This is a genomic window from Mycobacterium sp. 3-98, assembly GCF_035918355.1.
GTDB lineage: Bacteria > Actinomycetota > Actinomycetes > Mycobacteriales > Mycobacteriaceae > Mycobacterium > Mycobacterium intracellulare.
Map to the genome: position 1 here is coordinate 1,796,047 of NZ_CP142360.1, position 26,527 is coordinate 1,822,573.

Sequence of the window (26,527 nt, forward strand, 5' to 3'; positions counted from 1 at the left end):
GGTCATCAATGTTGTCCTAGGTCGTGGGCGAGTATTTCCGCCGACGGGGTCAGCCGGCGGCGGGTGTCGATGGCGATCACCTGCCAGTCGACGCGGGAGTATTCGTCGAACTTGCGGCGCGCCCGTTCGCGCGCCTTTTCGGGTGCGCCGTGGTGAACCCCTTGCGGCGCATGCGAAATCAAACCTGGCGGCATCGGGATGCCGTAGAGCGAGCCGCCGTGGAAGAAGGCGATCTCGTCGTAGTCGACGTTGCGGTGATACCACGGTGTGCGCTCGGTGCCCGGGACGCCCTCGGCGGGCTTGGGCAGGAAGTTCATCACGTAGACGCCGGTGGCCTGCATGAACAGGTGCACGGTCGGCGGCAGGTGGACGCTGTCGGAGGTGACCACGTTGTAGTCTGCGATGTTGAACGTGAACGCGAAGTTATCGCCGCGCCAGCCCTCGACGTCGAGCGGATTGTGTTGGTAGAACAGCGTTGTCGGTCCGCCCTCGTGGATCAGCCGGACCTCGTACTCGCCGCCGGACGCGTCGTCGTCGGCGGGGACCGGCTCGGGGATGACGACCTGCGACGGGTCGAAGGGGAAGTGGCGGCCGAGCGCGCCGGGGGGCGGTATCCGAAACTCGTCGCGGGCCTCGATCATCAGCATCGTCGTCGCGGTATCGGGCAGCTGGCGCCAGGTGCACGCCTTCGGGATGTACAGCCAATCGCCCTCCCGATAGCGCAGCGGCCCGAACTCCGTCTCGGCCAGACCGGTGCCTTGGTGGACGAAGCACAGCAGGTCGCCGTCGACGTGACGAGCGAAGAACGGCATCGGCTCATGGCGACGGCTCAACAGAATTCGGCAGTCGTCGTTGCTGAACATCAGCAGCGGCCCGCCACCCGCGTCGGTGGCGTCGCCGGGCTTGAGCTCGCTGGACAGCACGTCGAGGGGGCGCAGCGGGCCGACCGACCGGTAGGCGGTGGGATCGTTGCGCCGGTAGAGGTTGGCGGTGCGACCGGTGAACCCGCCGCGGCCCAGCTCGTCGTCCTTGAGCCCGTCAAGATCCGCATGAAGCCGGCGTGGCGTCTTCCCTTTCCGCAGGTGCACAAAGGATTCCATGGACGGCTCCTCCGATGGGCCAAGCTCGGCGGTCACAAAACTGAAAGTGACATTACTTTTTGTTTTGGTCGGACACAAGGGCCGCAAGAGCGCCAGGCCGTCGTCGTCTCGCGTCAGTCACAGTCGCCACAGGCGTCTCCGGCAGGCCGGACCCGCTCGGTGCCCACCTCCCAGCGACAACTCCGATGGCAACGCGCCCGCTCGCTGGGAGGCGGCCAACAAATACGTCCGTCAACCCCGGACGCGCAGCACGACCTTGCCCTTGGCGGTGCGGTTTTCGAGTGAGGCGACGGTGGCCGCGGCCTCGTCCAGCGGGTAGGTGGCCGGCTCGGGCGGAGCCAGCTCCCCGGAGGTGAGCAGACGTTCGAGGCCGGCCCATTGCTCGGCCAGCGCGCCCGGATGCGTGCCCGCCCACGCGCCCCAGCCCACGCCGACGACGTCAATGTTGTTGAGCAGCAATCGGTTTACCTTGACGGTGGGGATCTCACCGCCGGTGAATCCGACGACCAGCAGTCGTCCGCCGGGGGCGAGCGAGCGCAGGGAATCGGTGAACCGGTCGCCGCCGACCGGGTCGACGACGATGTCGACGCCACGGCCGTGGGTCAGCTCCTTGACCGCGTCCTTGAACCCGTCAGCCAGCACCACGTCCGTCGCGCCGGCGGCCGTGGCGATGTCGGCCTTGTCCTGCGTGCTGACGACGGCGATGGTGCGCGAGGCGCCCAGCGCCGGCGCCAACCGCAGCGCCGAGGTGCCGATGCCGCCGGCCGCGCCGTGGACCAGCACCGTCTCGCCGCGCTGCAACCGGCCCCGCACGGTGAGCGCGAAGTACACCGTCAGGTCGTTGAACAGCAGGCCGGCGCCGGCCTCGAAGCTCACGTTGTCGGGCAGCTTGAACACCCGGTCCGGGGCCAAGATTGCGACCTCGGCCATGCCGCCGGACAGCATCGTGAGGCCGACGACCCGGTCGCCGGGACCCACGTGCGCGCCCTCGGGCGCCGACCGGACCACGCCGGCGATTTCGGCGCCCAGCACAAAGGGCAATTGCGGGCGGTACTGGTACAGGCCGCGGGTGAGCAGGGCGTCCGGGAACGCCACCCCGGCGGCGTGCACGTCGACGACGACCCCGTCACCAGTCGGTTCGTCGATGTCGGCCAACTCGACCGAGTCTGGACCATCGAGCCGAGTCACCCGTACCGCGCGCATGCCAGCAGAGCCTACTGCCGCCTCAAAAACCGCCCGCGACCCGCACCACGGCCCGGCCGGAGAACTTGCCGGCGCGCACCTGATCGATCACGCCGACGACGTCCTTCACGTCGACGTCGCTGACCAGCGAGTCCAAGTGACGCGGCCGCAACGAATCACCCAGCCGGGCCCACAGCGCGCGCCGCGGCCCGATCGGCATCAGCACCGAGTCCATGCCCAGCAGCGCCACACCGCGCAGGATGAACGGCATGACCGTGGTGTGCAGGGCGGGACCGCCGGTGAGACCGCTGGCCGCCACCGCGCCGCCGTAGTCGATGGTGCTGAGCACGTCGGCGAGCGTCGCCCCGCCCACGCAATCCACCCCGCCCGCCCAGCGGGCCTTGCCGAGCGGTCGCGGTTTGGCGTCGGGATCGGCGGGCAGGCGACCGATAACCTCCGCGGCACCAAGGGTTTTCAGCCGCTCGGCGGCGTCGGCCTTGCCGGTCGAGGCGACGACCCGGTACCCGGCGGCCGCCAGCAGGTCCACGCTGACCGAGCCGACTCCGCCGGTCGCGCCGGTGACGACGATGTCGCCGGCGTCGGGTGCGATGCCCCAGTCGATCAGCGCCTGCACGCTCATCGCCGCGGTGAAGCCCGCGGTTCCGATCGCCGCGCCCTCGTGGGGGCTCAACGCGCCGAGCGCCACCACCTGGTCGGCCGGCAACCGCGCGTATTCGGCGTAGCCGCCGTGGTGGCCGGTGCCGATCGCATAGCCGTGGGCCAGCACCGCGTCGCCGACGGCGAAGTCCGGTGAGGTGGACTCCACGACCTCGCCGGTCAGGTCGATGCCGGGCACCACCGGATAGTTGCGCACCACGCCGCCGCCGGGCGTCAGCGCCAGCGCGTCTTTGTAGTTGACGCTCGAATACAGGACCCGGATCGTCACGTCCCCGGGCGGTAGGTCGTCGGGACGAAGCGTCTCGACCGACGCGGTTATCCGGTCACCATCTTGGCGCGCGACGAGCGCGTGAAACGTGTCCATGCTTCGACGCTAACCTCACCGTATGGATCCCTTTCCACTCGGTGGGTTTTCGGTCAACCGCGTGGGCTTCGGCGCCATGCAACTGCCCGGTCCGAACGCGTTCGGCCCGCCGCGCGACCGCGACGAGGCGTTGGCCGTACTGCGGCGCGCGGTCGAACTCGGCGTCGACCACATCGACACCGCCCAGATCTATGGGCCCGACGTTGCCAACGAGTTGATCCGCGAGGCGCTGCATCCCTATCCGCCAAACCTGGCGCTGGTCAGCAAGGTCGGCGGGCGCCGCGACGGCGACGGGGCCTGGCTGCCGGCCGGCGAGCCGGCCGAGCTGCGCCGCGACATCGAGACGAACCTGCGCACTCTCGGCGTCGAGCGGCTCGCCGTGGTCAACCTGCGGGTGTTCGACAGCTCGGCTCCCGATCAGCTGTTCGACGACCAGCTCTCGGCCATGATCTCCGCGCGCGACGCCGGGCTGATCGGCGCAATCGGGCTGAGCAACGTCAGCCGCGAGCAGCTGGCCCATGCGTGCGAGCGCACCGAAATCGCCTGTGTGCAAAACGCATTCAATCTCATTCACCGCGAGTCGGCCGCGGTGCTCGGCGAGTGCACGACGCGGGGGATTGCGTTCGTCCCCTTCTTCCCGCTGGGCGCGGCGTTCATGCGTCCCAACCCCGTGCTCGGCCATCAGCTGGTCCAGGGGATCGCGCAGCGCCTCGGCCGCACCCCGGCCCAGGTCGCGCTGGCGTGGACGCTCGGCGTGGCGCCCAACGTGCTGCTGATCCCCGGCACCTCGTCGCTGCGGCACCTGGAGGAGAACGTCGACGTCGCCTCGATCGAACTGGACGACGACGACCGCGAGCGGCTGAACGCGGTCGCTACCTGAGCTCGGCCGAGGACAGGCCCAGCAGTCGGCGCGCGACGACCAGCTGCTGGATCTGTTGGGTGCCCTCGAAGATGTCCAGGATCTTCGAGTCGCGCGCCCACTTCTCCAGCAGGGTCTGTTCGGAATACCCTGCGGTGCCGGCCAATTCGACGGACTTGAGGGTGACGTCGGTGACCATCCGGCCGGCCTTGGCCTTGCTCATCGACGCCTCTTTGGAGTTGGGGATCTTGTTGTCGGCCTGCCAGGCCGCCCGCAACGAGAGCAGGTAGCTGGCCTCCCAGTCGGCTTCCATTCGCAAGAACTCGGCGGCCGCCGCGCTCTGAACGTGCGCCGGTCGGTCGTAAGAGATCTCCACGCCGGCCTCGGTCAGGATCTTGCGGATCTCCTCGAGCGCCGCGCGCCCCACGCCGACGGCCATGGCGGCGACGATGGGCCGGGTGTTGTCGAAGGTCTCCATGACACCGGAAAAGCCCTTGCCGACCTCGATTTCGGGGTTGCCGAGCAGGTTTTCCTTCGGGATGCGGACATTGTCGAACCGGATGGCGGCGGTATCGGAACCCTTGATGCCCAGCTTGTGCTCGAGCCGCTCGACCGTGACCCCGGGGTGCTCGCGCGGCACGACGAACGACTTGATCGCCGCGCGGCCCTGCGACTTGTCCAGGGTGGCCCACACCACGATGTGCGTGGCGCGCGACCCGGCGGTGACGAAGATCTTCTCGCCGTTGATCACGTACTCGTCGCCGTCCAGGGTGGCGGTCGTCGCGACCGCCGCCGAGTCCGACCCGAAGCCGGGTTCGGTGATCGCCATCGCCGCCCACACCTTGCCGAGGCGTTGTAGCTGCTCGTCGTTCGCGACGGCGGAGATGGCGGCGTTGCCCAGCCCCTGGTAGGGGACCGACAGCATCATCGCGAGGTCGCCCCAGCTGGCTTCCAGCGTCTGGAGCAGCGCGGCCATGTTGGCGCCGTTGTGGTTCTTGTCGCGCTCTTCGTCCTCGCCGCCGAGCGCGTTCGCTCCGGCGAATTCGAATGACTCCGAAGCGCCTTCGAAGAGGCTGAACAGGGTGTCGAGCTCGACCGGGTACGCGTGCTCCTTGAGGTCGTACTTGCGGGCGATCGGCCGCATCAACTCAGCGGCGCCCTGATGCGTCTTGGTCGTGACCGCTTGCATCTTGCGGGGCAGTTCCAGATTGATTGCCATGATTGAACTTTCAGCTCGAATGAGTTAACGACTTAGATGACGACGACACCCTCGGCGACGCCGATGGCCCGCAGGTCGCGGTACCACCGCTCGACTGGGTGCTCCTTGGTGTAGCCGTGGCCGCCGAGCAGCTGAACGCCGTCCAGTCCGATCTGCATGCCCTTGTCGGCGCCGAGCCGCTTGGCCAGCGCCGCTTCGCGGATGAAGGGCAGGCCCTGCTCGGCACGCGCCGCGCCGCGCCAGGTGATCAGCCGCAGCCCGTCCAATTCGATGGCGATGTTGGCGCACATGAAGGCCACCGCCTGGCGGTGGGCGATCGGCTCACCGAAGGCCTCGCGTTCCTTCACGTAGGGGACGACGTAGTCGAGCACCGCGTGCGACGTGCCGACCGTCAGCGCCGCCCAGCCCAGCCGGGACAGCGCGATGGCCTCGGAGTAATCCTGATCCGAGGCGTCGTCCTCGCCGAGGCGCGCGCCCAGCGGCACCGACACCCCGGAGAGCTCGACGTGGCCCAGGGCCGCCGCGCGCAGCCCCATGCTCGGATCGGCCTTTACCGTCAGGCCTTTCGCCGACGACTCGACGATGAACAAGGCCGGCTTGCCGTCGAGTTGGGCGCCGACGATGAAAAGCTCGGCGTCGGCCGCGGCCGGCACCAATGACTTCACGCCGTCGAGGCGGTAGCCACTCGGGGTGCGCACCGCGGTCGTCTTGAGCCGGGTGGGGTCGAAGAGCGGTTGCGGCTCGGCGATGGCCACGCAGGCCTGCGGCACGTTCTCGCCGGCGAATTCCGGTAGGTAGGTCGCCTGCTGATCGGCGCTGCCCCAATGGGTCAGCGCGGAGGCGACGCCGCCCGGGGCGAGCAGCGGCAACGCCAAGCCCATGTCGCCGTAGGCGAGTGCCTCGGCGACCAGCACGTTGGTCACGCTGGAGCGGTGCGCGGCGATGCCGTCGAAATCCTCGGGAATGTTGATCGCCGTGATGCCCAGCTCGGCGGCCTTGGCGATCAGGTCTTGCGGGTAGGTGGCCGCCTCGTCGGCGTCGTGCGCCGCGGGGCGCAGCACTTCCTCGGCGAATTCGTCGAGGGTCTCGACGATCATCTTCTGCTCGTCGTCGGGCGTCAGGTCGAAATAGTCCTTGCCGCTGGACTTGAGCCGGGTCGGCCCGGTGCGCAGATTCTGGACCCGCTTGAACTGCCGAGAAGTCGTGGCGGCCGTAGAGAAAATCGTCTTGGTGCCGTAGCGCAGGGCGCGGTTGAGCGGGTCGCGCAGCTGGTATTTGTCCAGGAACTCCTGGCCGACGAGCGGGGTGATGAGCGCGATGGCGATGTCGACGCCGGTGCGTTTGTGCGGTTGCAGCCCGACCGCGGACTTATGGTCGCGCCGTTTGACGCGCGAGCGGGCGGTTGTTTTTGGTGAACCGGTATCGGTCATGGGTCAGCGGCCTCAGGTTGATGGGCAAGCGGATACAGCCGATCTTACTCCGGAGTAAGATCACAGAGAACACTTGTTAACTAATTCACAGTGAGGCTGCCGAGCACCTGCCCCTGCAGCAGGCCGTTGGTGGCCACGGCGCTGCCATGATGCGGTCCCGCGGTGCCGTCGAGCGCCGTCAGCGTCCCGCCCGCTTCGCGCACCAGGATGTCCAGCGCGGCCAGATCCCATACCGACACTTCCGGCTCGGCGGCGATGTCGACCGCCCCCTCGGCCACCAGGCAATAGGACAGGAAGTCGCCGAACGCGCGCACCCGCCACACGGCATCGGTCAGCGCGATGAAGCGGTCCCGCACGCCCAGCTGCGCCCACCCGGAAAGACTGGAGAACGACAGACTGGCCGAATTCAGTTGCGCCACTGAGGAAACCGATATCCGGCGGGGTGGTGTGCCGTTGAAGGCGACGAACGCGCCGTGGCCGTCCGCGGCCCACCACCGGCGCTGCAACGCCGGGGCGCTCACCACGCCGACGACGGGGACGCCGTCGTGCAGCAACGCGATCAAGCTGGCCCAGACCGGCACCCCGCGGACGAAGTTCTTGGTCCCGTCGATCGGGTCGATGATCCACTGCCGCCCGGTGAAGGTCGTGTCTCCGCCGAATTCTTCGCCGACGATGCTGTCCTTCGGGCGTTCGCGCGCGAGCGCCTCCCGCAGCTCGGTTTCGACCGCGCGGTCGGCATCGGTCACCGGCGTCAGATCCGGTTTGGTGTCAACGCGCAGGTCCAGCGAACCGAATCGGGAGGACGTCAACGAGTCTGCGCGGTCGGCAAGCGTCAGTGCCAGCGCCAGATCCTCGGTGCGACTCATGACGCAGTCTTATCACGGCCCTACGATGGCGGGGTGTGGGAATTCGGACTGCTGATCCTCCTGATCGCGGTGCTGGCGGTATTCCTGGTCCAGCGGTTCGTCCCGCGCGGTCCCCGCGGTGAGCTGCTGAGTGGCACGCTGCTGGTGACCGGGGTCAGCCCGCGTCCCGATGCCACCGGCGAGCAATTCGTCACCATCGCCGGAGTGATCAACGGCCCCTCGGTCAACGAACATGCGGTGTATCAGCGCATGGCCGTCGACGTGGATCAGTGGCCGACCATCGGTCAACTGTTCCCGGTGCTGTATTCGCCCAAGAATCCGGACAACTGGAGAATCGCCCCGCCGACTCCGCCCGCACCGCAGGAGCCGCAGTCCTAGGGCGCGTCAGCCGGCCGCGGGCGGGCGCGTCATGACCGTGATGCGAACGCCGTAGCGGGGCACCACAAGCGGTGCCCGCCGAACCGTCCCTCCGGGTATGCCGGGGACGCCGGCGGCGGCGGGCCCGGTGCGGGCGAGCGCCTCGGTCGCCGGCAGCCCGGACAACCCGCCGCCGGGCAACGCCGGGACGGGGTCACCCGCCGCGGCGGCCCAACCCGCGGGCACCGACATCGGGCCGATTCGGCCGGCGCGGGCCAGCACCGCATTGACGTTCCCCAGACCGGACGCGGCGCCGCTCAGCGCGGGCGCCTTCGGGAGCGCGGCCGGGACCGCCGCGAGGTTCGGCAAAATGCCCAAGTTCTTGTCCGCCTGGATGATTCCCGCGTTGAACCCCTCCGCCGTGAAGATTGATCGGAACGCGACCTGGGCGCCCTGGATGGTGTCCAGGATTCGCGCGAATCCGTCCCTTCTGGAAAACGCGAACAGCTGCGAACCCGGGCCCGCATTCGAGTTCGCGGCATTGGCGGTAGCTTGCGTAACGGCGTCCTGCTGCGCTGTCACCCCATCCTGAGTGGTCGCTTCGCGCGGGGCAGAGAACGGCGAAAACTGCACCGTTGCAGCAGAACTGGCGGAATAGCTGTACATCGCGGAGGCGTCCTGGGCCCAGTATTCGGCGTACTGGGCCTCGTTCGCCGCGATCGCGGCGGTGTTCTGCCCGAAGAAGTTCGTTGCCACCAGCGTCGCCAATTGGGTGCGGTTGGCCGCGACCGCGGGCGGGGGCACGGTCATGGCGCGCGCCAGCTCGTAGGCTGCCGCCGCCGCCCGAGCTTGGATGCCCGTCTGCTGTGCGCGCTCGGCCGTCGCGTGCAGCCATCCCACGTAAGGGGCGGCGCTGGCCGCCATCGCCTGGGAGGCGGGCCCGTACCAGGACAGGCCCGTCAGGCCGGACAGCACCGATTCGTACACGGCGGCCGTGATGCTCAACTCGGCCGCCAGTGAGTCCCAGCTTCCCGCGGCGGCCAACAACGACCCCGAGCCGGGGCCCGCGTACATGCGGCCAGAGTTCACCTCTGGAGGTAGAAACCCGAAATCCATTGTCTTACAGCGCTATCAGCTGCGTACAGCGGCCCTGTTGGCGGTGCGTCACCCGGCGGCCGGAGGGCGTGGCATCACCGTGAGCCGCACGCCGTAGCGGGGCGGGACACCCGCTCCGACGGATCGCGAGGCGCCGCCGCCCGGCATGCCGGGGTAGCCGGGGTAACCGGACGCTACCGGCTCCTCGGTTCCCGGCAGCGTGGTGAAACCGGCCGGCTCCAACGGCGAGATATGGGTGCTCGTGGGCGCGGCCCAGCTTGCGGGCACGGACATCGGCCCGATCGATCCGGCGTGCGAGAGGGTTGCGGTGACGTTGCCCAGGCCTGCGCCGAGACCCCCGCCGAGACCCGTTGTGGTGCTGCTGAGTGCGGGCGCCGCGAGAGCAGGGGCGGCGGCCAAGGGCTTAGCGAGAATACCCAAATTGTTCTCGGCCCCGATGATGCCGGATACGAACTGCTCCATGTTGTAGGGAGCGCTGAAGCCGACGCCGGTGCCCTGAATGGCGTCGAGGGCCGCAAAGAAGGGTTTGCCGCCGGCCGCCGCTGTCGTATCCGACAAGTCATAGATGTCGCCGTAGTAGTTGTAGGTGTCGCCCGTTTGCTGCGTGGACAACGGTGAATAACTCTGCGTGACGGCCTTGTTGGCGGCGGCGTTGCTGTTGGCCGCGGTCACGGCGGCCTTCTGGGCGCTCACCCCGGACTCGTTGGTGGAGTTGGTCGCGGGCGCAAACCGCGGCAACTGGGTCGCGGCCGCCGAGGACACGGAGTAGGCGGACATGGCGGCGGCGTCCTGGGCCCAATAGTCGGCGTACTGCGCCTCGGTGTCCGCGATGGCCGCGGTGTTCTGGCCGACGATGTTCGACGCCACCAGCGCCGCCAGCAGGGTGCGGTTGGCGGTGATCACGGGCGGGGGCACCGTCATCGCATACGCCTGCTCATAGGCCGCCGCGGCCGTCCGGGCCTGCATGGCCGTCTGCCTGGTCTGCTCGGCGGTCACCTGCAGCCACTCGGCGTAGCGGATGGCGGCGAACGCCATCGCCTGCGCTGCGGGACCGCGCCATTGCAGGTCCAGGCCCGAGAGCGCCGATTCGTAGCCCTCGGCGGCCGAACTCAGCTCGGCCGACAGCGCGTCCCAGCTTCCCGCCGCGGCCAACAGCGAGCCCATGCCGGGGCCCGTATACATCCGGGCGGAGTTGATTTCTGGTGGAACAAAAGCCCAATCCATTGTGGATACATCCCCTCGAAGTGCGGTCTGCGGACAGACGCCACTGGCGCCGGCGCTTGCCGCAACGGCGTTGATCAAAGTTGGTGGGGCCGATCCCAGGCCGGCATGACAAGCCGGCAAAGCTCACCCCCGCGTCGGGGGACGGGACGGCCGGGCGCGATCGCTCCGCGCCTGCCTAGCGGGCAGCGCGGTACTTATCGAGTTGGCGGACCGTGCGCACAGGGCATCGCGGGAGACCTTCGGTTTTTGGGCCCTTCAAAGGTCGCAGGTGCGGCCGACGTGTGCGGGGTTTTGTGTATTTCACGGCGCCGACCAGGCAGAATTAAGACTACGTTTGCCCATCGTTCATCTTCTGTTCACCGAAGCGGCCTCTAGATCTACGCGTGTCGAATATTGAAAGTAATTGACGCGCTTGATATTTGGGCTAACCCCGGCGTCGGCCCGCCGTCAACCGCGATGGTTGAAGCTGTCGACCACACCCCGTAGCATCTCGGGATTTCGGAGGAACGGCGTGATGATGTCGACCGGCAACGGGAAGACGACGGTCGAGTTCTGATCGGCTCCCAGCTCCAGCAGCGTCTGCAGGTAACGCAACTGCAGTGAGGCCGGGCTCTTCGACAGGGTCTCGGCGGCCTCGCGCAGCTCCTCCGAGGCCTGCAACTCGCCGCGGGCGTTGATGACCTTGGCGCGGCGCTCGCGTTCGGCCTCGGCCTCACGCGCCATCGCTCGCTGCATCGACTCGGGGATCTCGACGTCTTTGATCTCCACGACACGGACCTGGACGCCCCAGGGTTCGGTCTGCTTCTCGATGATCGTGCGCAGGTCGCTGTTGAGGTCCTCGCGGTGCGCGAGCAGCGTGTCCAGGTCCGCCCGGCCCAGCAGCGAACGCAGGGTGGTCTGGGCGATCTGCGAGGTCGCGACCGCGTAATTCTCCACCGCCAGAATCGCTTTCAGCGGATCGGTCACCTGGAACATCACGACGGCGTTGACGCGGGCCGGCACGTTGTCGCGGGTGATCACCTCCTGCGGCGGAATGGTCAGCGTGACCAGGCGCTGGTCGACGCGAATCATCTTGTCCAGAAGCGGAATGAGGAGCCGCAGCCCCGGGGCGTACAGCGGACGTACATGCCCCATCCGGAACACCACCCCGCGTTCGTACTCGCGCAGCACCACCAGCGACCACGTCGCGAGCACCACAAGCACAACGATTCCGGCGGCGATGAGGCCGATCACCAGCGTGGTCATGTCGTGTTGTCCTCCTTGGGCTTCCAGCCGCCCCAGCGCGTGGAGTAGCGGTCGATCGCCGCCGCCACCTGATCCTCGATCGCGGTGCGGTGCGGCAGGTGTTCAGGCGCGTTCGACGGAGTGTTCCACAGGTGGCGGACGAGCGGCGCTCCGAGCAGTGCGACCAGCAGCACGGTCGCCATCAGGACCAGCGCGTCCGCGGCCGAGTGGTTGGCGATCAAGGTGGCCAGCGGCAACACGATGCCCAATGCCGCCACGCAGCAGGCGATTCCGCGGTGAAACCGGCCGGCGTCCGAATGCGGCCACGGGTCGATCTCGCGGCTGATCTCGCGACCGTGCTCCGATGTGGTGCAGTCGGATTTGACGGGGCAGCTGTTGCAGACCACCGGCAGCGCGCGGTACCGCATGACCCGGTGCTTGGGATCGAACGACGTCGGCCACAGCCAGTGGTCCTGCGGACATATCCAGGCGTCATGGTCGGGCCGGTAGGTGAATTGGCCTGTGCGCCAGCGCGCCGCGTGCGCCGACGCCCGTCGGGCCATGACGTCGAAACTCCACCCGACGGCCAGCAGGGCCAGGGAGTACCCCGCGATCAACCACACCGAGGTCGCCGGCGCGGTCACCGTCAATCCTTCGCCGGCACCGCGGCGCCGGCCTCCGGCTCGACCGCGGCCTGGGTGTACAGCGGACTTTCGGGCAGCTCCTGCGCCGTCGTGCCCGACCGGAAATTGCGCAGCGCGATCCAGGCGATCCAGACGAACGGCAGCACGCCGCCGACGATCAGGATGACGTCTCCGGGTAGCCGCAGCCATTCGAGTACCGCGTTGCCCGGCTTGGTGATGTAGCCCAGCGACCGCGCCTCGAAATAGCCGTCGTTGACCGAATGGTAGAGCTGCAGCACGCCCAGCGGCAGCAGGGTGGCGAACACCATCCACGCCAGCCCGATGTTCATGCACCAGAACGAGATCCGCGCCAGCTTCTCCGGCCACTTGTCGGCCGGGATCACGTACCGGAAGGCGAACATGGCCAGGCCGACGGCGAGCATGCCGTAAACACCCATCATCGCCGCGTGCCCGTGGTTGGCCGTCAGGGCGGTGCCGATCTGGTAGTAGGACACGATGGGCAGGTTGATCAGGAACCCGAAGATGCCCGCCCCCAAGAAGTTCCAGAATCCGACCGCGACCAGGAACATCACCGCCCAGCGATGCGGGAAGGGATTGGCGTCGCCGGATTGCTGGCGCGCGCCGAGTTGCAGGAACGCCCACGCCTCGACGGTCAGGAAGGTCAGCGGTATGACTTCGGCGGCGGAGAAGAACGCCCCCAGCGCCATGTGCTCCACCGGCGTGCCGGAGAAGTACAGGTGATGCATGGTGCCGATGACGCCGCCGGCCGAGTACAGGATGACGTCGAGGAAGATCACGCCGAGTGCGATCCGCTCGCGCACCACACCGAGCAGAACGAACATGTAGGCCACCATCACGGTGGTGAACAACTCCAGGAAGTCCTCCACCCACAGGTGCACGACCCAGAACCTCCAGAAGTCCGCGACGGTGTAGTGGGCGTCGCTGCCGGCCAACAGGCCGACGGCGTAGAAGGCCGGGATGGCCAGCCCGGAGAAGAAGAACAGCCAGGGCATGTTCATCTTCGACTCGGTCTTGAGCCTGCCGCGGATGCCGCGCCAGATGATGGCGATCCACAAGAACATGCCGACGATCAGCAGGACCTGCCACAGCCGCGGCAGGTCGAGGTACTCCCACTGCTGGGAGAACAGCCCGCCCGCGGGGATCACGCCATAGATGGACAGCGCTTCACAGATCAGCGAGCCGAACACCACCACGGCGACCGCCCCGAGCAACACGTAGGCGAGCAACGCCTGACGCCTGGGTTCGCGACGCGCGATGAACGGCACCAAGAAGATGCCACCGGCCAAAAACGCCGCCGCCGTCCAGAACAGCGAGAGCTGCAGGTGCCAGGTGCGGGCGAGGTTGTACGGCAGCACGCGGGCCAGGTCCAAGCCGAAGAAGTTCGACAGGTCGGCCCGGTAGTGCTCAGCGGCCGCGCCCAGCAGCGTCTGCGCCAGGAACAGCACCGAGACGATGGCGAAGAACCAGATGCAGGCTCGTTGCGCGGGCGTCAGGCTCACCTCGCCGGGTTGGCGGAAGGACAGGGTGGACGACTCGGCGCTGTGCCAGCCGACCTTCTGGCTCCAGCGGCCGTAGACCGCGAACATGATGCCGATGCCGCCCAGCAGGGCGATCAGCGACAGCGCCGACCAGACGATCACCGGAGCGGTGGGGCCGTTGTCGACTCGCGGCTCGGCGGGCCAGTTGTTGGTGTAGGTGTACCGGTGCCCGGGGCGTTCGGCCGCCGCCGCCCATGCCGTCCAGGCGAAGAACCCGGTCAGTTCACGGATTTGCGCCCGGTCGGTGATCATGTGGGGCAGCAGACCGTATTTCGTCGAATTCTCCCCGAAGTAGGCCGCGTACCGGTTCTGGATGTGGTCGAACGCCGCGGCCTGCCGATCGGTGAACACCAACGTCTTGGTCGCCGGGTTGTAGCGGTTGGTGCGGAATTCGGTGACCACCCGATCGCGCGGCTCGCTGACACCCTGCGCCCTCAGCTGATCGGCGACGTCCTGCGTTGCCGCGCGCAGGTATTCGGCGGTGTAGTCGGGTCCCAGGTAGGCGCCATGACCGAGCACCGAGCCGTATTCCATCAGGCCGCGCGCCTGGTAGAGCTCCTGTCCGCGGGTGATGTCCTCGCCGGTGAACAGCAGCTGACCGGATTCGCTGACGACCTTGTCCGGCATCGGCATCGACGCCGAATAGGTGCGGTAGGCCAGAATGCCCATCACCAGGAAGCCGAAGATCATGACGAGGGCGACACCCTGGACCCAGCCTTTGCCGACCAGCGGCTGTGACGATGACTGTTGGGCGGAGGTCGGTTGAGCGGTCATGCGCGAGGTCTCCCGTCTAGGTGGTGGCTGTGGTGCCGCTGTCTCGCATGTCAAACAAACCCGGTTTTCGTCCGCACCCAGTATTCGGTTGCCGGCATCGCGATGGCAACAGTGAATTCGCAGCGTTTCGCGGCCAGTCGGTTCCAATGGCGCCAAATTCGAGACCGATCTCCTTGGGGGAGAGCGCTTTACGGCCAATAGCCTGAGAACGCACCGCTCAACGAAGGAAGTCGCGATGAGCAAAATGTATTCGGCTCCGGCGATTGTCGTGGGAATCGACGGATTACCCGACTCGCCGTCGCGCGCGCCGCGCTTGCCGACGCCCATCGGCCGTCGACGCGGCCGGCGAACCGCGCAAGGTGGAAGCGGACATCCTCTGGGGCAAAACGGTTTTCAAGCTGATCGGTTGCGTTCTCGTTGGTCCGCGCGGCCCTATTCCCGGTCGCCGTGATCCATCGGTCGACCAGCCGAAGGCTCGCGCAGGTCGGCACCGTCGTCGCCGAGGTGGACAACGGCACGGTGCTGCGGCACGCTTTCGAGGAAGCGAGGCTGCGCGGAGCCACACTGCGAGCGGTGTCGATCTCGCGCGATGCTGCGCTCGGAAACTTCACGGCGCCCGCGCAATTGGATCGCCGACTCGCACGGTGGATGCGGTTGTATCCCGACGCGCACGCGGAGCAGGCACTCCGTGCTCGCGATCCGCTGTGGCAACCTATGAATCGGGCTCCGGGCCGAACCGGAAATGACGACCGGTGACCTCGGTCGGGGTGATCCGCACATAGTGCGGCTTGCGCATGGCGGTCCACGGCAGTAACTGCGCGCGGTCTGCGTGTGCAATGTCCGCGTCGGTTTTCAGCAGCCGGGCGCGACCGCGGACGATGACGCTCCAGCCTTCGACGAGGTTGTGGTCGTCCACCTCGAAGACCACCGCGTGGTTCGCCACGGCCGAGAACAGTTTGGTGCCCTCGGCGGTGCGGAACAGCACGGTGCGGTCCTGCGCCACGAAGTTGACCGGAAAGATCTCGGGCTCACCGGCGAAGTTGGTGACCAGCCGGCCCAGCGTGACACTGCCCAACCGATTCCAGTTCTCGTCCTCGGTGAGTACGCTCACCGGTTCGTCGCTACGCACGACCCCAACGCTACGGAGAATCGCCGGCGTTGAGTAGGGCCGGCGATCTAGCCGTGGCTGACCCGAAGCAACTTGGCCAAGCTCGGCAGCTTGACTCGGGGGCGCCCGTGCGGCTCGCCGGCCGCCCGCTCGTGGGCGTCGATGAGCTCCCAATGCGCCGAGGTGACCAGTTTGGGCTGGCGCGAGGCCAGCCATTCGGCCAGCTGATCGGCGTGGTCGTCCGGGAAATCCGCCAGGCCGCCACCATCGGGGCGGGCGGCGCTGGCCAGGTCGGCGAGCAGCGTGTCCACGGTGTCCTGGGAGTCCTTCTTGTTGGTGCCGATGACGCCGGTCGGCCCGCGCTTGATCCACCCGACCACGTATTCGTTGCGGCTCCCGTCGACCCGGCCCCCGCTGTTGGGGATCGTCGCGGTCTTCGCGTCGAACGGCAGCCCCGGCGTGGGCACGCCGCGGTAACCGACCGAGCGCACCACCAGCTGCACCGGCAGCTCCTCGCGCTCGCCGGTGTCGTTGGCGGAGACCCGCCCGTTGGCGTCGGTGACGAGCTCGTTGCGGCCGAGCACAATCCGCTCCACCCGGCCCTCGCCCTTGATCTCGATCGGCGAGGTCATGAAGCGCAACACGATCCGGCGATGCCCCGGGCGCGGGGAGCGCTTCGCGTAATCACGCAGCACGTTGATGTTCTGCTTGGCCGTCTTGCCGGCCGCGGCGGCGTCCTCGTCGCTCACGCCCTCGAGCTGCGCCGGGTCGACGATCACGTCGACGTTCTCCAGATCGCCCAGCTCGCGAAGTTCGAGCGTGGTGAACGCGGTCTGCAGTGGCCCGCGCCGACCGATGACCACCACTTCGTCGACCCCGCACGGCCGCAACGACTCCAGCGCGTGGTCGGCGATGTCGGTCTGGCCCAGCACGTCGGGATCGGTGACCAGGATGCGCGCGACGTCGAGGGCGACGTTGCCGTTGCCGACGACCACGGCGCGCGCGCCCGACAGGTCGGGCGTGGCCTCCTCGAAGTTGGGGTGCGCGTTGTACCAGCCCACGAAGTCGACGGCGGCGATGCTGCCCGGCAACTCCTCGCCGGGGATGTTCAGCGCGCGGTCGGACTGGGCACCGACGGCATAGATGACGGCGTCATAACGCTCGGCGAGCTCACTGGCTTGCACGTGCTCGCCGACCGAGACGTTGCCGAAGAAACGGAACCGCGGATCTTGGGCCGTCTTCTCGAATTGCTTGCTGATCGACTTGATCTTCGGATGATCGGGCGCGACGCCGGAGCGCACCAGCCCCCACGGGGTGGGGAGCATCTCCAGCATGTCAACGGCGACATCGATGTCCTGCGACGCGTCGGCCGCCTTCAGCAAGGAGGACGCGGCGAAGAACCCCGACGGTCCGGAGCCGACGATTGCAACGTGGTACGGGCGCATTCTCGACCTTCTATTCGGGCCACGTCAGCGCCGGGGGCTTCCAAAATAGGCCGGCGCGCAACGCGGGGCGCACATGATCGTGCCTCGACTCTAAACGCATGACCGCTGGTCGTGACCTCAGCACTCGCCGGTGGCCGGGCAGGCTGGCGGCCCCCGGTAACGTTGTCGGCTGTGGAACCCGACCGTCAAGCCGACATCGCCGCCCTCGACTCCACCCTGACCACGGTGGAGCGGGTGCTCGATGTGGACGGTCTGCGCGCCCGCATCGAGAAGCTCGAACACGAGGCTTCCGATCCTCAGTTGTGGGACGACCAGACCCGCGCCCAGCGGGTGACCAGCGAGTTGTCCCACGCCCAGGGCGAGCTGCGCCGGATCGAGGAGCTGCGGGGGCGTCTGGACGACCTGCCGGTGCTGTACGAGCTGGCGGCCGAGGAGGGCGAGGGCGCGGCAGAGGCGCTGGCCGAGGCGGACGCCGAGTTGAAGGCGCTGCAGGCCGAGATCGAGGCCACCGAGGTGCGCACCCTGCTCTCGGGCGAGTACGACGAGCGCGAGGCGCTGGTCACGATCCGTTCCGGCGCCGGTGGGGTGGACGCCGCCGACTGGGCCGAGATGCTGATGCGGATGTATATCCGGTGGGCCGAGCAGCACAAGTATCCCGTCGAGCTGTTCGACACCTCCTACGCCGAAGAGGCCGGCATCAAGAGCGCGACGTTCGCCGTGCACGCCCCGTTCGCCTACGGCACGCTGTCGGTGGAGCAGGGCACCCATCGGCTGGTGCGAATCAGCCCGTTCGACAACCAGAGCCGGCGTCAGACCTCGTTCGCCGAAGTCGAGGTGCTGCCTGTGGTGGAGACCACCGATCACATCGACATTCCGGAAGGCGATGTGCGCGTTGACGTTTACCGTTCGAGCGGCCCAGGCGGCCAATCCGTGAACACCACCGACTCCGCGGTACGTTTAACCCACGTCCCAACGGGTATCGTCGTCACTTGCCAGAACGAAAAATCGCAATTGCAGAACAAGATCTCGGCGATGCGAGTGCTTCAGGCAAAGTTGTTGGAGCGCAAGCGATCCGAAGAACGCGCGGAGCTGGACGCGTTAAAAGGCGAAGGCGGCAGTTCGTGGGGCAACCAGATGCGCTCCTACGTGCTGCACCCCTATCAGATGGTCAAGGACCTGCGGACCGAATACGAGGTCGGCAATCCGGCGGCCGTCCTGGATGGAGACATCGACGGATTCCTGGAAGCGGGAATCCGTTGGCGCAACCGAAAAGATGACGAATAACACAAGCATTCTTGCGGCCTCGATGACGCACCGTTGGCACGACTTCTGGCGGGGCGAGATCGGTGAGTGGATCATCACCAGGGGTCTGCGGATCGCCATGGTGCTGATCGCGGCGGTGCTGGCGGCGAGGTTCGTCAACTGGGTGGCACAGCAGGTGACCCGGCAGCTCAACCTCGGCTTCGCCGAAAGCGACGCGCTGGTGCGCTCGGAAGCCTCCAAGCACCGCCAGGCCGTGGCCTCGGTGATCTCCTGGGTATCGGTCGTCATCATCGGCATCTGGGTCATGCTGCAGATCGCCGACGTGCTGCAGTTCTCGGTGGGGGGTCTGGTCGCCCCGGCCACCGTGGTCGGCGCCGCCCTGGGTTTCGGCGCCCAGCAGTTGGTGAGAGACCTGCTGTCCGGCTTTTTCATCCTGGTGGAGCGGCAGTACGGCTTCGGGGATCTGGTCACCCTCACCGTCGTTGCGGCCACGGAAGCCAGCGGCACCGTCGAGAACGTGACGTTGCGGGTGACCCGGCTGCGCTCGCCGGACGGCGAGGTGCTGACCATCCCGAACGGGCAGATCGTCAAGGTGGTCAACCTGTCCAAGGATTGGGCGCGCGCGGTGGTGGACATTCCGGTGTCGACCAGCGCCGACCTGAACCGGGTCAACGAGGTCCTGCACCAGGAATGCGACCGCGCGATGGACAACCCCGTGCTGGGGGCATTGCTGCTGGATGCGCCCACCGTGATGGGGGTGGAGAGCATCGAAGTGGACACCGTCACCTTGCGAATGGTGGCCCGCACCCTGCCCGGTAAGCAGTTCGAGGTCGGCCGGCAGCTGCGTGTCCTGGTCATCCGCGCGCTGGCCCGCGTCGGGATCGTGACGGCGGCGGACGCGCGGGTGGAGCTGGTCGACGACGCGTCCGTCCCGGCCGCCGAACGGCAAACCGATAATGACGTCCAAGGTGCGGGGCAAAAGCGGTGAAATTCACCCTGAACATCCTCGAGAAGCGCGGCGACGACACGGATGCCGAACATCGCTGGCCCAATTACGTCTTCGGCGGGCGGATGCGCACGTCGACCCTGGTGCTGATCATCGCCTTTTTCCTGGTGTGGTGGACCTACGACACCTACCGCCCGGCACCGGCGCCCAAGCCCCCGGCCCAGCAAGTGGTGCCGCCGGGGTTCGTGCCCGATCCCAACTACACGTGGGTGCCGCGCAGCCGTGTGCAGCAGCCGCCGGCCACCGTCACCTATACGCCGACCCCGACGACCACGCCGCCGCCTCCACCGCCGCCACCCCCGGTGACCACGACCACCACCACTACGCCGCCGTTCCAGATGCCGCAGCTGCCGTGCATCCTCCCGGCGCCGTTCTGCCCGCCGAGCACGAGCCCGCCCACGCCGACGCCCGAGCAACCGCAGCCGGGCCCCGGTCCGACCCCCACGACGTCGCCCCCGGCCCGTTGACTTCGCCTGCCAGCGAAAATCACCGCTACACTGGCGTGCCGTGATGATCACCCTGGACCACGTCAGCAAGAAGTACAAAAGCGCGGCCCGTCCCGCATTGGAGGACGTCAACGTCAAGATCGACAAGGGTGAATTCGTCTTCCTGATCGGCCCGTCGGGTTCGGGCAAGTCGACGTTCATGCGGCTGCTGCTCGGCGAGGAGAGCCCGACCTCCGGCGACATCCGAGTGTCGAAGTTCCACGTCAACAAGCTGCGCGGTCGTCACGTACCGAAGCTGCGTCAGGTGATCGGAACGGTCTTTCAGGACTTTCGCCTGCTGCAGCAGAAGACCGTGTACGAGAACGTCGCCTTCGCGCTGGAAGTGATCGGCAAACGCAGCGACGCGATCAACCGCGTGGTGCCCGACGTGCTGGAAACCGTCGGCCTGTCGGGGAAGGCAAACCGGCTGCCCCACGAGCTGTCCGGCGGCGAGCAGCAACGCGTGGCGATCGCGCGGGCCTACGTCAACCGGCCGTTGGTGCTGCTGGCGGACGAGCCGACGGGCAACCTCGACCCAGATACCAGTAAGGACATCATGGATTTGTTGGAGCGGATCAACCGCACCGGGACGACGGTGTTGATGGCGACGCACGACCATCACATCGTCGACTCGATGCGCCAGCGCGTCGTCGAGCTGTCGTTGGGCAGGCTGGTGCGCGACGAGCAGCGTGGCGTCTACGGGATGGACCGCTAAGTGCGCTTCGGCTTCCTGCTCAACGAGGTCCTGACCGGCCTTCGCCGCAACGTCACGATGACGGCCGCGATGATCCTGACGACTGCCATCTCGATCGGGCTGTTCGGCGGCGGCCTGCTGGTGGTACGGCTGGCCGACAACTCCCGGGAGATCTATCTCGACCGCGTCGAGACGCAAGTCTTCCTCACCGACGACATCTCCGCCAACGACGCGACGTGCGCGTCCGCTCCGTGTAAGGCGCTGCGCGACAAGGTCGATGCGCGACAGGACGTCAAGTCGGTGCGGTTCGTCAACCGGCAGGACGCCTACAACGACGCCATCAAGAAGTTCCCGGAGTTCAAGGACGTCGCGGGCAAGGACTCGTTCCCCGCGTCGTTCATCGTCAAACTCAACAACCCCGAACAGCACGCGGAATTCGACGCCGCGATGCAGGGGCAGCCGGGGGTGCGCAGCATCCTCAACGAGAAGGACCTGATCGACCGGCTGTTCGCGGTGCTCGACGGGTTGCGGGATGCCGCGTTCGCCGTCGCGCTGGTGCAGGCGGTCGGGGCGATCCTGTTGATCGCCAACATGGTGCAGGTCGCGGCCTACACGCGACGCACGGAGATCGGGATCATGCGGCTGGTGGGCGCCAGCCGGTGGTACACCCAGCTGCCCTTCCTGGTGGAGGCGATGCTGGCCGCGTCCATCGGTGTCGCCATCGCGGTCATCGGCCTGATGTTGGTGCGGGCCTTGTTCCTGGACAACGCGCTGAGCCAGTTCTACCAAGCTCACCTGATCGCCAAGGTCGACTACGCCGACATCCTCTATATCTCGCCGTGGCTGTTCCTGCTCGGCGTGTCGATGGCGGCCCTGACGGCGTACGCGACCTTGCGCCTCTATATCCGGCGGTAGCTGTGGCCAAGGGATCCGGCCGGGCCAAGGCGGCGGGCGGCAAAGGCGGCAGCAAACAAGTTGTGGCCACCAATCGCAAAGCGCGGCATAACTATTCGATCATCGAATCGTTCGAGGCCGGGGTCGCGCTGCAAGGCACCGAGGTCAAAAGCCTGCGCGAGGGCCAAGCTTCGTTAGCTGACGCCTTCGCAACGATCGACGACGGCGAAGTGTGGTTGCGCAACTTGTACATTGCGGAGTACCAGCACGGTAGCTGGACCAATCATGACCCCCGGCGCAACCGAAAGTTGTTGTTACATCGGCAACAAATCGACAGGCTGGTCGGCAAGATTCGAGATGGTAACCTCGCCTTGATGCCGCTGTCTCTGTATTTCTCCGAGGGCAAGGTCAAGGTCGAACTGGCCCTTGCGCGCGGCAAAAGGGCTTACGACAAACGCCAGGACATGGCCCAGCGCGACGCACAGCGCGAAGTGGTCCGTGAACTAGGGCGCCGAGCGAAGGGCATGACCTGATCGGCGCCGCGTACGCCCAGCTGTCAGCCGTTACGTACGGTGTCAGCGATTTTGTGGGCGGTGTCGCAGCTCGGCGGGTGGCCGCGCTGCGCGTCATGCTGGTCGCCTATCCGATCGAGACAGTCCTACTCGGTGTGATGGCCATCTTCGTCGGTGGCCCTATTCATGTCGGGGCCGTTCTGTGGGGGACCCTCTACGGAATCGGCATGGCGTTCGGCATGTGGGCGTTCTTCGCGGCGCTGGGTTCGGGACCGATCTCCGTCGTCTCACCGCTGGCGGCCGTGCTGAACGCCGCGGTACCCGTCGCAGTGGGTATGGCTCTGGGGGAGCGGCCGGGGCAGGCGGCCCTGGTGGGTGTCGTGCTGGCCCTGGGGGCGGTGATGCTGGTCAGCCGCGAGGCCCCCGTCGAGGGGACCCCATATCGGTTCACCCCAAAAGTGGCCTGGCTCACGGTCGTTGCGGGCTCGGCGATGGGACTGAACCTGGTGTTTCTGCACCAGGCACCCCACGTCTGCAAGCTCTGGCCGCTGGTGTTCGCCCGGGTGGCGGCCAGCCTGGTGATCTTCGCGATGGCCGCAACCAGCCAGAACCTGAAGATGCCGCGCGGCAAGCCGTTGCGGTTGGCGGTCGCCGTCGCCGTCCTAGACATCTTCGCCAACATCACCATGCTGGCGGCCCTGCACACCTGGCTGCTGTCGTTGGCCAGCATCCTGATCTCGCTGTATCCGGCGGCGACGGTCGTCCTGGCGATGGTCGTGCTGCGGGAGCGGGTGACCCGCTGGCAGGGGATCGGCATGGTGCTCGCGATGGGGTCCGTGGCGATGATCGCGTCGGCCTGACCGGCCTACGATCCTGACCATGGCCGATCGCCCCGTCACCAAACTCGACAAGTCCACCGTGCTCACCGGTCTGTTCGCCGTTTGGGACGACCTCGACGCGCTGTTGGCGGGCCTGTCCGAGGCGCAATGGCGGGCGGCGAGTCCGCTGCCGGGCTGGGACGTCAAGGCCTTGGTGTCGCACATGATCGGCACCGAGTCCTTCCTCGCCGGCATCGCCGCGCCCCAGCCCGACATCGATGTCTCCGTGCTGGAGCACGTGCGCAACGACATCGGAGCGATGAACGAGTGTTGGGTTCGCCATCTGGGCACCCACGCGGATGCCGATGTGCTGGAAAGCTTCCGGGCGATCACCGACGACCGGCGCGCGGCCCTGACGGCCCTGTCCGATGAGGAGTGGAACGCGGTGACGGCGACTCCCACGGGTCCGGACACCTACGGCCGGTTCATGCGGATCCGGGTGTTCGATTGCTGGATGCACGAGCAAGACATCCGCGTCGCATTGGAGCGGCCGCCCTCCGACGACGAGCTCGCCGGCCCGGCGGCCTCGCTTGCCGTCGACGAGATCGCCGCCACGATGGGCTACGTCGTGGGCAGGCTGGCCAAGGCCCCCGAGGGTTCGCGCGTCCAATTCGAACTCACCGGCCCGCTGGCCCGCACCATCCGGGTCAGGGTCGACGGTCGGGCCGCCGTCGTCGACAGCTTCGCGGGACGAGAGCCGACGGCGACGATCCGGCTGGACGGGCTGCAGTTCACCAGGCTCGCCGGCGGCCGGCCGATGTGCCCCGCGCGCGCCCAGGACGTCGAACTCGGTGGCGACAAAGACGTGGCCGGCCAGATCGTCGAGCACCTCAACTTCGTGACCTGACCGCTCTTCGTCGCCTTTCGCGACGAACGTCGGATTGATGCGTTGATATGGGGGTTTTTCGCGCAACGAGTCGACGCTCGTGGCCCGGCGGGGAAGATAATCCCATTGCCGCTGGTTGATAGGCGGGTACCATTGATATTCCTGCCGAAAGTCGGCGGGATGCGAGGGGCTGAAAGGTTTCGACTTCGCGCATCGAATCAAGGGAAGCGTGCCGGTGCAGGCAACCGACCACCGTAAGCGTCGTTGCAAACAGATAAGCGCCGATTCACATCAGCGCGACTACGCTCTCGCTGCCTAAGCGACAGCTAGTCCGTCAGACCGGGAACGCCCTCGACCCGGAGCCTGGCGTCAGCTAGAGGGATCCACCGATGAGTCCGGTCGCGGGACTTATCGGGACACCAACAGCGACTGGGATCGTCATCTCGGCTTGTTCGCGTGACCGGGAGATCCGAGTAGAGGCATAGCGAACTGCGCACGGAGAAGTCTTGAGGGAATGCCGTAGGACCCGGGTTCGATTCCCGGCAGCTCCACAAGGGAAGAAGCAGGTCAGGCGGTGTTATCGCGCCTGGCCTGCTTCCTTTTTGGGCCCAGGTCGTAGCGCTTAAGCTGTCCGCGGTCTGCAGGTTCGGCTAGTCGCCTGCAGACTGATTCCCGCGAGCATCCCAAATCCTTTGCGTGCGCTCACCGATCGAGGGGTGGTGGATTTCCTGGAAGTTCCGTCCACCGCGGCCGAATGTGGCAATGACGGCGGACGGCACATCCTGCTCCGGCATCGGTGACGACAGCCACTCGCACGGTCGCACGTGCACCAAATCCACTGCCGCGGCCTGTTCGTCGGCGTCATAGAAGTACGGCCCGGCGATGCGGCCTAACCAGAACCACCCGTCGGTGTCGCGGGTCCACACAAACGAGCCGTCGTCGACCTCGGCGAATCGGCCGACCCGACGGACAAGCCGTTCCTGTTCGCCCGACCGATCCACGTATTGCCCGAAGCCGCACAGGCCGAGCCGTCGGGCGCGATCGATCGCAGGTTGTGGATCGACGGCATCGTTGCGGGAACGCATCGGCGCGCGGTAGACGGCGACCATGAGAGACATCGTGCCTCCGGTTCGGTTCGCCGCCTAGGTCAGAGACGCCATAACCGGGTCGAAGGAGTCAATCAAGTATGAATTGCACGGCCAGTATGGCCGGGTGTTCCCGTATTCGCGCCGCAGCTCGCGGCCCGCTAGCCCCGCCCGAAAGCCCTCGCGCCCGCAGTGTCAGGGAAGACCCACTTGCACGCCACCAGAGAAGGCAGAATCATGCAGCTGAAGCGTGCCGCCGCTGGCGCCCGGCGGCACATCGAACGACACCACTACCTGAATGCTGTTGCCCGGGTTAACTTCTTCATTCGCTGAGCTCGTCCACAATGCGGCCATGCCGTTTGCGTCGTACGTTTTGCCGCCGATCTTCAGATGCTGGTTCGTGGCGAAAAATGACTGAGCGTGATTGCCGGTGTTCGCAACCGTCATGTGCACGTTGAGGAATTCGCCCTGCGCCGTTACGATTTCGAACTGATTGCTCAAGTCGCCAGCCTGCTTAGAGCGGTCTACCGAGACCACGGTGAATGCGAACTGGCCATCCCTGACTTCTTGGCCAATCGACGCAATCGGTTTGGAGGCTGACGACGGCGTCTTCGGTGTCTCGGCGGAGGAACCAGGTGTGGATGCCGAGGAAGTCGACGTCGATGTTGTTGGCTGCTTGTCGTGGTTGCCGATCGAGCCGAGAATTATCAGCCCGACGAAGACGGCCGCGATTATTGCGATGATCCGGCCTGTGCTGGTCTTCTTTTTGGGAGGTGCTGCCGGCGCGACAGCGGGTGGAGGTGTGCTCGGCGCCGCGGGTCCCCACTGCTGGCCGTCCCAGTATCGTGTATTGGGTGTCCCTGACGGGTCTGGGTACCACCCGGGCGGAGGCGATGGGGGAGTCGTCATAGTTCACAAACCTTACGTCGCAGACGAATTCGACGGAGCTGATTCGTAATTAATGGATCGTAGGCAGGCGTAAAAGCCGAGGCGAGAACCTGGATCGTCAGCTGGTAATAACAAATGGGTGTCGTGCTGAACCGTTCGGGAACCGCCGTTTCTTTCCCACCGACGGTCGCCCAACGCTGACGCTCCATATCGATGATCGCCCGCTGTTCTCGGTCAGCGAGTCCATAGCCAGTCTCCGTCCATTGGTGCTCGGAGCTCGGCTACCTGTATTGGGTCGAGCGTGGTAAGTCGGGTCGGTCTTCGCCGTGGCGTCGAAAAGCCGCATTCCCGCCGCCCAAGATTTCGATGCGCTGCCGGTTCCGAGGCCAGGCTGACCTCTGGATTGGCCAAGATTTCATCGACGCCCGCTAAGGGCACCAGAACTTCCTGCCGCCAAATCTTGCTCAAGGCAGTGGGGGGAGGTGGTCGCCGTCGGCGGTGACAGCCTTTTGCGATTCCCAACGTAGACGTGCGTTGACCTGAGAGGTCAGGCGCTCCCAGCGTGGCCCATTTCCACGCGGCCCAACAATGCCCGACGGCGCGCGCCCCGCCAACAACGGCCGAAGCTGTCGCGCCGATGTACTCGATCGCCGCCCGCCCCCTCTAGACCCCGGCCTGCGTCCGGCAGCGAATCGGATTCGATGCGCGAAAGTCAAAATCAGCTAGCCAGAGCCCTAAGCCTTGTCCGGTTTTCAAAGTCAGCAGTAGCCACGTTGGGCAGACCGACCTCGTCGGCACCCGAGGCATGACACCAACCGGACGCCCTAGGCGAAGTCTGCTATTCCGG

26 protein-coding genes and 1 other RNA gene are annotated in these 26,527 nt (G+C 66.8%); 11 read left to right on the forward strand and 16 right to left on the reverse strand.

All coding sequences use genetic code 11. The features are described 5' to 3' along the window. Positions 1–5: 5 nt before the first annotated feature. The 3 genes from QGN30_RS08780 to QGN30_RS08790 form a co-directional block, all read right to left on the reverse strand. The gene (locus tag QGN30_RS08780; protein WP_009955104.1) at positions 6–1,100 is read right to left on the reverse strand and encodes a homogentisate 1,2-dioxygenase; all 1,095 of its coding nucleotides are present in this window, start codon (positions 1,098–1,100) and stop codon (positions 6–8) included. 231 nt (positions 1,101–1,331) lie between these two features. Next, complete coding sequence (locus QGN30_RS08785) at positions 1,332–2,303, reverse strand: NADPH:quinone oxidoreductase family protein (protein WP_009955103.1); 972 nt, start codon at positions 2,301–2,303, stop codon at positions 1,332–1,334. A gap of 22 nt (positions 2,304–2,325) precedes the next feature. Beyond that, the gene (locus tag QGN30_RS08790; protein ID WP_009955102.1) at positions 2,326–3,324 is read right to left on the reverse strand and encodes an acrylyl-CoA reductase family protein; all 999 of its coding nucleotides are present in this window, start codon (positions 3,322–3,324) and stop codon (positions 2,326–2,328) included. A 22-nt stretch (positions 3,325–3,346) separates the two neighbouring features. On the opposite strand from QGN30_RS08790, the gene QGN30_RS08795 reads away from it, so the two are divergent. Beyond that, on the forward strand, positions 3,347–4,204 hold the full coding sequence (locus QGN30_RS08795; RefSeq protein WP_009955101.1) for an oxidoreductase: 858 nt from the start codon (positions 3,347–3,349) through the stop codon (positions 4,202–4,204). On the opposite strand, the gene QGN30_RS08800 is transcribed toward QGN30_RS08795, so the two are convergent. From QGN30_RS08800 to hisN, 3 genes are all read right to left on the reverse strand, one after another. Further along, the gene (locus QGN30_RS08800) at positions 4,197–5,402 is read right to left on the reverse strand and encodes an acyl-CoA dehydrogenase family protein (RefSeq protein ID WP_008259399.1); all 1,206 of its coding nucleotides are present in this window, start codon (positions 5,400–5,402) and stop codon (positions 4,197–4,199) included. The two genes, QGN30_RS08795 and QGN30_RS08800, sit on opposite strands and share 8 nt — an antisense overlap. 32 nt (positions 5,403–5,434) lie before the next feature. Next, a complete protein-coding gene (locus tag QGN30_RS08805; protein WP_008259397.1) occupies positions 5,435–6,832 on the reverse strand; it encodes an acyl-CoA dehydrogenase family protein in 1,398 nt (465 codons plus the stop codon). 80 nt (positions 6,833–6,912) lie between these two features. Next, on the reverse strand, positions 6,913–7,698 hold the full coding sequence (gene hisN / locus QGN30_RS08810) for a histidinol-phosphatase (protein ID WP_014380847.1): 786 nt from the start codon (positions 7,696–7,698) through the stop codon (positions 6,913–6,915). Between the two features lie 33 nt (positions 7,699–7,731). On the opposite strand from hisN, the gene QGN30_RS08815 reads away from it, so the two are divergent. Next, complete coding sequence (locus tag QGN30_RS08815) at positions 7,732–8,076, forward strand: hypothetical protein (RefSeq protein WP_009955097.1); 345 nt, start codon at positions 7,732–7,734, stop codon at positions 8,074–8,076. Positions 8,077–8,082: 6 nt separating this feature from the next. Here QGN30_RS08815 and QGN30_RS08820 read toward each other — a convergent pair whose 3' ends face one another. From QGN30_RS08820 to QGN30_RS08850, 7 genes are all read right to left on the reverse strand, one after another. After that, positions 8,083–9,171 carry a PPE family protein gene (locus QGN30_RS08820; protein WP_014942742.1) on the reverse strand — a complete coding sequence of 363 codons (1,089 nt, stop codon included), beginning with the start codon at positions 9,169–9,171 and terminating at the stop codon, positions 8,083–8,085. 48 nt (positions 9,172–9,219) lie between these two features. Beyond that, positions 9,220–10,395, reverse strand: a complete 1,176-nt coding sequence (locus QGN30_RS08825) for a PPE family protein (protein WP_095763633.1) — start codon at positions 10,393–10,395, stop codon at positions 9,220–9,222. 447 nt (positions 10,396–10,842) lie between these two features. Continuing rightward, the gene (locus tag QGN30_RS08830) at positions 10,843–11,640 is read right to left on the reverse strand and encodes a slipin family protein (protein WP_009954275.1); all 798 of its coding nucleotides are present in this window, start codon (positions 11,638–11,640) and stop codon (positions 10,843–10,845) included. Then, positions 11,637–12,263, reverse strand: coding sequence for a hypothetical protein (locus tag QGN30_RS08835; protein WP_014712156.1), 627 nt, complete (start codon positions 12,261–12,263; stop codon positions 11,637–11,639). Before QGN30_RS08835 ends, QGN30_RS08830 begins: the two co-directional genes overlap by 4 nt. A 2-nt stretch (positions 12,264–12,265) precedes the next feature. After that, a complete protein-coding gene (locus tag QGN30_RS08840; RefSeq protein ID WP_009954273.1) occupies positions 12,266–14,596 on the reverse strand; it encodes a nitric-oxide reductase large subunit in 2,331 nt (776 codons plus the stop codon). Positions 14,597–15,308: 712 nt separating this feature from the next. After that, positions 15,309–15,725 carry a pyridoxamine 5'-phosphate oxidase family protein gene (locus tag QGN30_RS08845; protein ID WP_009954272.1) on the reverse strand — a complete coding sequence of 139 codons (417 nt, stop codon included), beginning with the start codon at positions 15,723–15,725 and terminating at the stop codon, positions 15,309–15,311. A 47-nt stretch (positions 15,726–15,772) separates the two neighbouring features. Next, positions 15,773–17,149 (reverse strand): FAD-dependent oxidoreductase, encoded by a 1,377-nt coding sequence (locus QGN30_RS08850; protein ID WP_036459546.1) that lies wholly within the window; start codon positions 17,147–17,149, stop codon positions 15,773–15,775. A 171-nt stretch (positions 17,150–17,320) separates the two neighbouring features. Here QGN30_RS08850 and prfB point away from each other — a divergent pair, with 171 nt between their 5' ends. From prfB to ssrA, 9 genes are all read left to right on the forward strand, one after another. After that, positions 17,321–18,433, forward strand: a complete 1,113-nt coding sequence (gene prfB / locus QGN30_RS08855; RefSeq protein ID WP_008259372.1) for a peptide chain release factor 2 — start codon at positions 17,321–17,323, stop codon at positions 18,431–18,433. After that, the gene (locus QGN30_RS08860) at positions 18,423–19,400 is read left to right on the forward strand and encodes a mechanosensitive ion channel family protein (protein WP_026071243.1); all 978 of its coding nucleotides are present in this window, start codon (positions 18,423–18,425) and stop codon (positions 19,398–19,400) included. Before prfB ends, QGN30_RS08860 begins: the two co-directional genes overlap by 11 nt. After that, positions 19,397–19,885: a hypothetical protein gene (locus QGN30_RS08865; RefSeq protein WP_014380843.1), complete on the forward strand. Its 489-nt coding sequence runs from the start codon at positions 19,397–19,399 to the stop codon at positions 19,883–19,885. Before QGN30_RS08860 ends, QGN30_RS08865 begins: the two co-directional genes overlap by 4 nt. Before the next feature lie 43 nt (positions 19,886–19,928). Beyond that, entirely contained in the window at positions 19,929–20,618 is a 690-nt protein-coding gene (ftsE, locus tag QGN30_RS08870) for a cell division ATP-binding protein FtsE (protein ID WP_020415574.1), read from the forward strand. Continuing rightward, entirely contained in the window at positions 20,619–21,512 is an 894-nt protein-coding gene (ftsX, locus tag QGN30_RS08875) for a permease-like cell division protein FtsX (RefSeq protein WP_009954262.1), read from the forward strand. Between the two features lie 2 nt (positions 21,513–21,514). Further along, the gene (gene smpB, locus QGN30_RS08880) at positions 21,515–22,024 is read left to right on the forward strand and encodes an SsrA-binding protein SmpB (RefSeq protein ID WP_009954261.1); all 510 of its coding nucleotides are present in this window, start codon (positions 21,515–21,517) and stop codon (positions 22,022–22,024) included. Between the two features lie 95 nt (positions 22,025–22,119). Then, positions 22,120–22,863: an EamA family transporter gene (locus QGN30_RS08885; protein WP_434089309.1), complete on the forward strand. Its 744-nt coding sequence runs from the start codon at positions 22,120–22,122 to the stop codon at positions 22,861–22,863. Positions 22,864–22,882: 19 nt separating this feature from the next. Continuing rightward, positions 22,883–23,728 carry a maleylpyruvate isomerase family mycothiol-dependent enzyme gene (locus QGN30_RS08890; RefSeq protein WP_248923189.1) on the forward strand — a complete coding sequence of 282 codons (846 nt, stop codon included), beginning with the start codon at positions 22,883–22,885 and terminating at the stop codon, positions 23,726–23,728. A gap of 165 nt (positions 23,729–23,893) precedes the next feature. Then, positions 23,894–24,261: a transfer-messenger RNA gene (gene ssrA, locus QGN30_RS08895) on the forward strand. 96 nt (positions 24,262–24,357) lie between these two features. On the opposite strand, the gene QGN30_RS08900 is transcribed toward ssrA, so the two are convergent. The 3 genes from QGN30_RS08900 to QGN30_RS25740 all read right to left on the reverse strand — a co-directional run bounded on the left by QGN30_RS08900 (position 24,358) and on the right by QGN30_RS25740 (position 25,889). Beyond that, the gene (locus QGN30_RS08900) at positions 24,358–24,816 is read right to left on the reverse strand and encodes a hypothetical protein (protein WP_009954259.1); all 459 of its coding nucleotides are present in this window, start codon (positions 24,814–24,816) and stop codon (positions 24,358–24,360) included. A 171-nt stretch (positions 24,817–24,987) separates the two neighbouring features. Next, positions 24,988–25,701, reverse strand: coding sequence for a DUF4352 domain-containing protein (locus tag QGN30_RS08905; RefSeq protein WP_029384585.1), 714 nt, complete (start codon positions 25,699–25,701; stop codon positions 24,988–24,990). After that, entirely contained in the window at positions 25,698–25,889 is a 192-nt protein-coding gene (locus tag QGN30_RS25740; RefSeq protein ID WP_080552517.1) for a DUF3263 domain-containing protein, read from the reverse strand. Before QGN30_RS25740 ends, QGN30_RS08905 begins: the two co-directional genes overlap by 4 nt. Positions 25,890–26,527: the final 638 nt, after the last annotated feature.

Coding starts and splice junctions, on each gene's coding strand:
- QGN30_RS08780 (WP_009955104.1), bottom strand. CDS start 1,100: ATGGAATCCTTTGTGCACCTGCGGAAAGGGAAGACGCCACGCCGGCTT.
- QGN30_RS08785 (WP_009955103.1), bottom strand. CDS start 2,303: ATGCGCGCGGTACGGGTGACTCGGCTCGATGGTCCAGACTCGGTCGAG.
- QGN30_RS08790 (WP_009955102.1), bottom strand. CDS start 3,324: ATGGACACGTTTCACGCGCTCGTCGCGCGCCAAGATGGTGACCGGATA.
- QGN30_RS08795 (WP_009955101.1), top strand. CDS start 3,347: ATGGATCCCTTTCCACTCGGTGGGTTTTCGGTCAACCGCGTGGGCTTC.
- QGN30_RS08800 (WP_008259399.1), bottom strand. CDS start 5,402: ATGGCAATCAATCTGGAACTGCCCCGCAAGATGCAAGCGGTCACGACC.
- QGN30_RS08805 (WP_008259397.1), bottom strand. CDS start 6,832: ATGACCGATACCGGTTCACCAAAAACAACCGCCCGCTCGCGCGTCAAA.
- hisN (WP_014380847.1), bottom strand. CDS start 7,698: ATGAGTCGCACCGAGGATCTGGCGCTGGCACTGACGCTTGCCGACCGC.
- QGN30_RS08820 (WP_014942742.1), bottom strand. CDS start 9,171: ATGGATTTCGGGTTTCTACCTCCAGAGGTGAACTCTGGCCGCATGTAC.
- QGN30_RS08825 (WP_095763633.1), bottom strand. CDS start 10,395: ATGGATTGGGCTTTTGTTCCACCAGAAATCAACTCCGCCCGGATGTAT.
- QGN30_RS08830 (WP_009954275.1), bottom strand. CDS start 11,640: ATGACCACGCTGGTGATCGGCCTCATCGCCGCCGGAATCGTTGTGCTT.
- QGN30_RS08840 (WP_009954273.1), bottom strand. CDS start 14,596: ATGACCGCTCAACCGACCTCCGCCCAACAGTCATCGTCACAGCCGCTG.
- QGN30_RS08850 (WP_036459546.1), bottom strand. CDS start 17,149: ATGCGCCCGTACCACGTTGCAATCGTCGGCTCCGGACCGTCGGGGTTC.
- QGN30_RS08860 (WP_026071243.1), top strand. CDS start 18,423: ATGACGAATAACACAAGCATTCTTGCGGCCTCGATGACGCACCGTTGG.
- ftsE (WP_020415574.1), top strand. CDS start 19,929: ATGATCACCCTGGACCACGTCAGCAAGAAGTACAAAAGCGCGGCCCGT.
- QGN30_RS08885 (WP_434089309.1), top strand. CDS start 22,120: ATGCTGGTCGCCTATCCGATCGAGACAGTCCTACTCGGTGTGATGGCC.
- QGN30_RS08890 (WP_248923189.1), top strand. CDS start 22,883: ATGGCCGATCGCCCCGTCACCAAACTCGACAAGTCCACCGTGCTCACC.
- QGN30_RS08900 (WP_009954259.1), bottom strand. CDS start 24,816: ATGGTCGCCGTCTACCGCGCGCCGATGCGTTCCCGCAACGATGCCGTC.
- QGN30_RS08905 (WP_029384585.1), bottom strand. CDS start 25,701: ATGACGACTCCCCCATCGCCTCCGCCCGGGTGGTACCCAGACCCGTCA.
- QGN30_RS25740 (WP_080552517.1), bottom strand. CDS start 25,889: ATGGAGCGTCAGCGTTGGGCGACCGTCGGTGGGAAAGAAACGGCGGTT.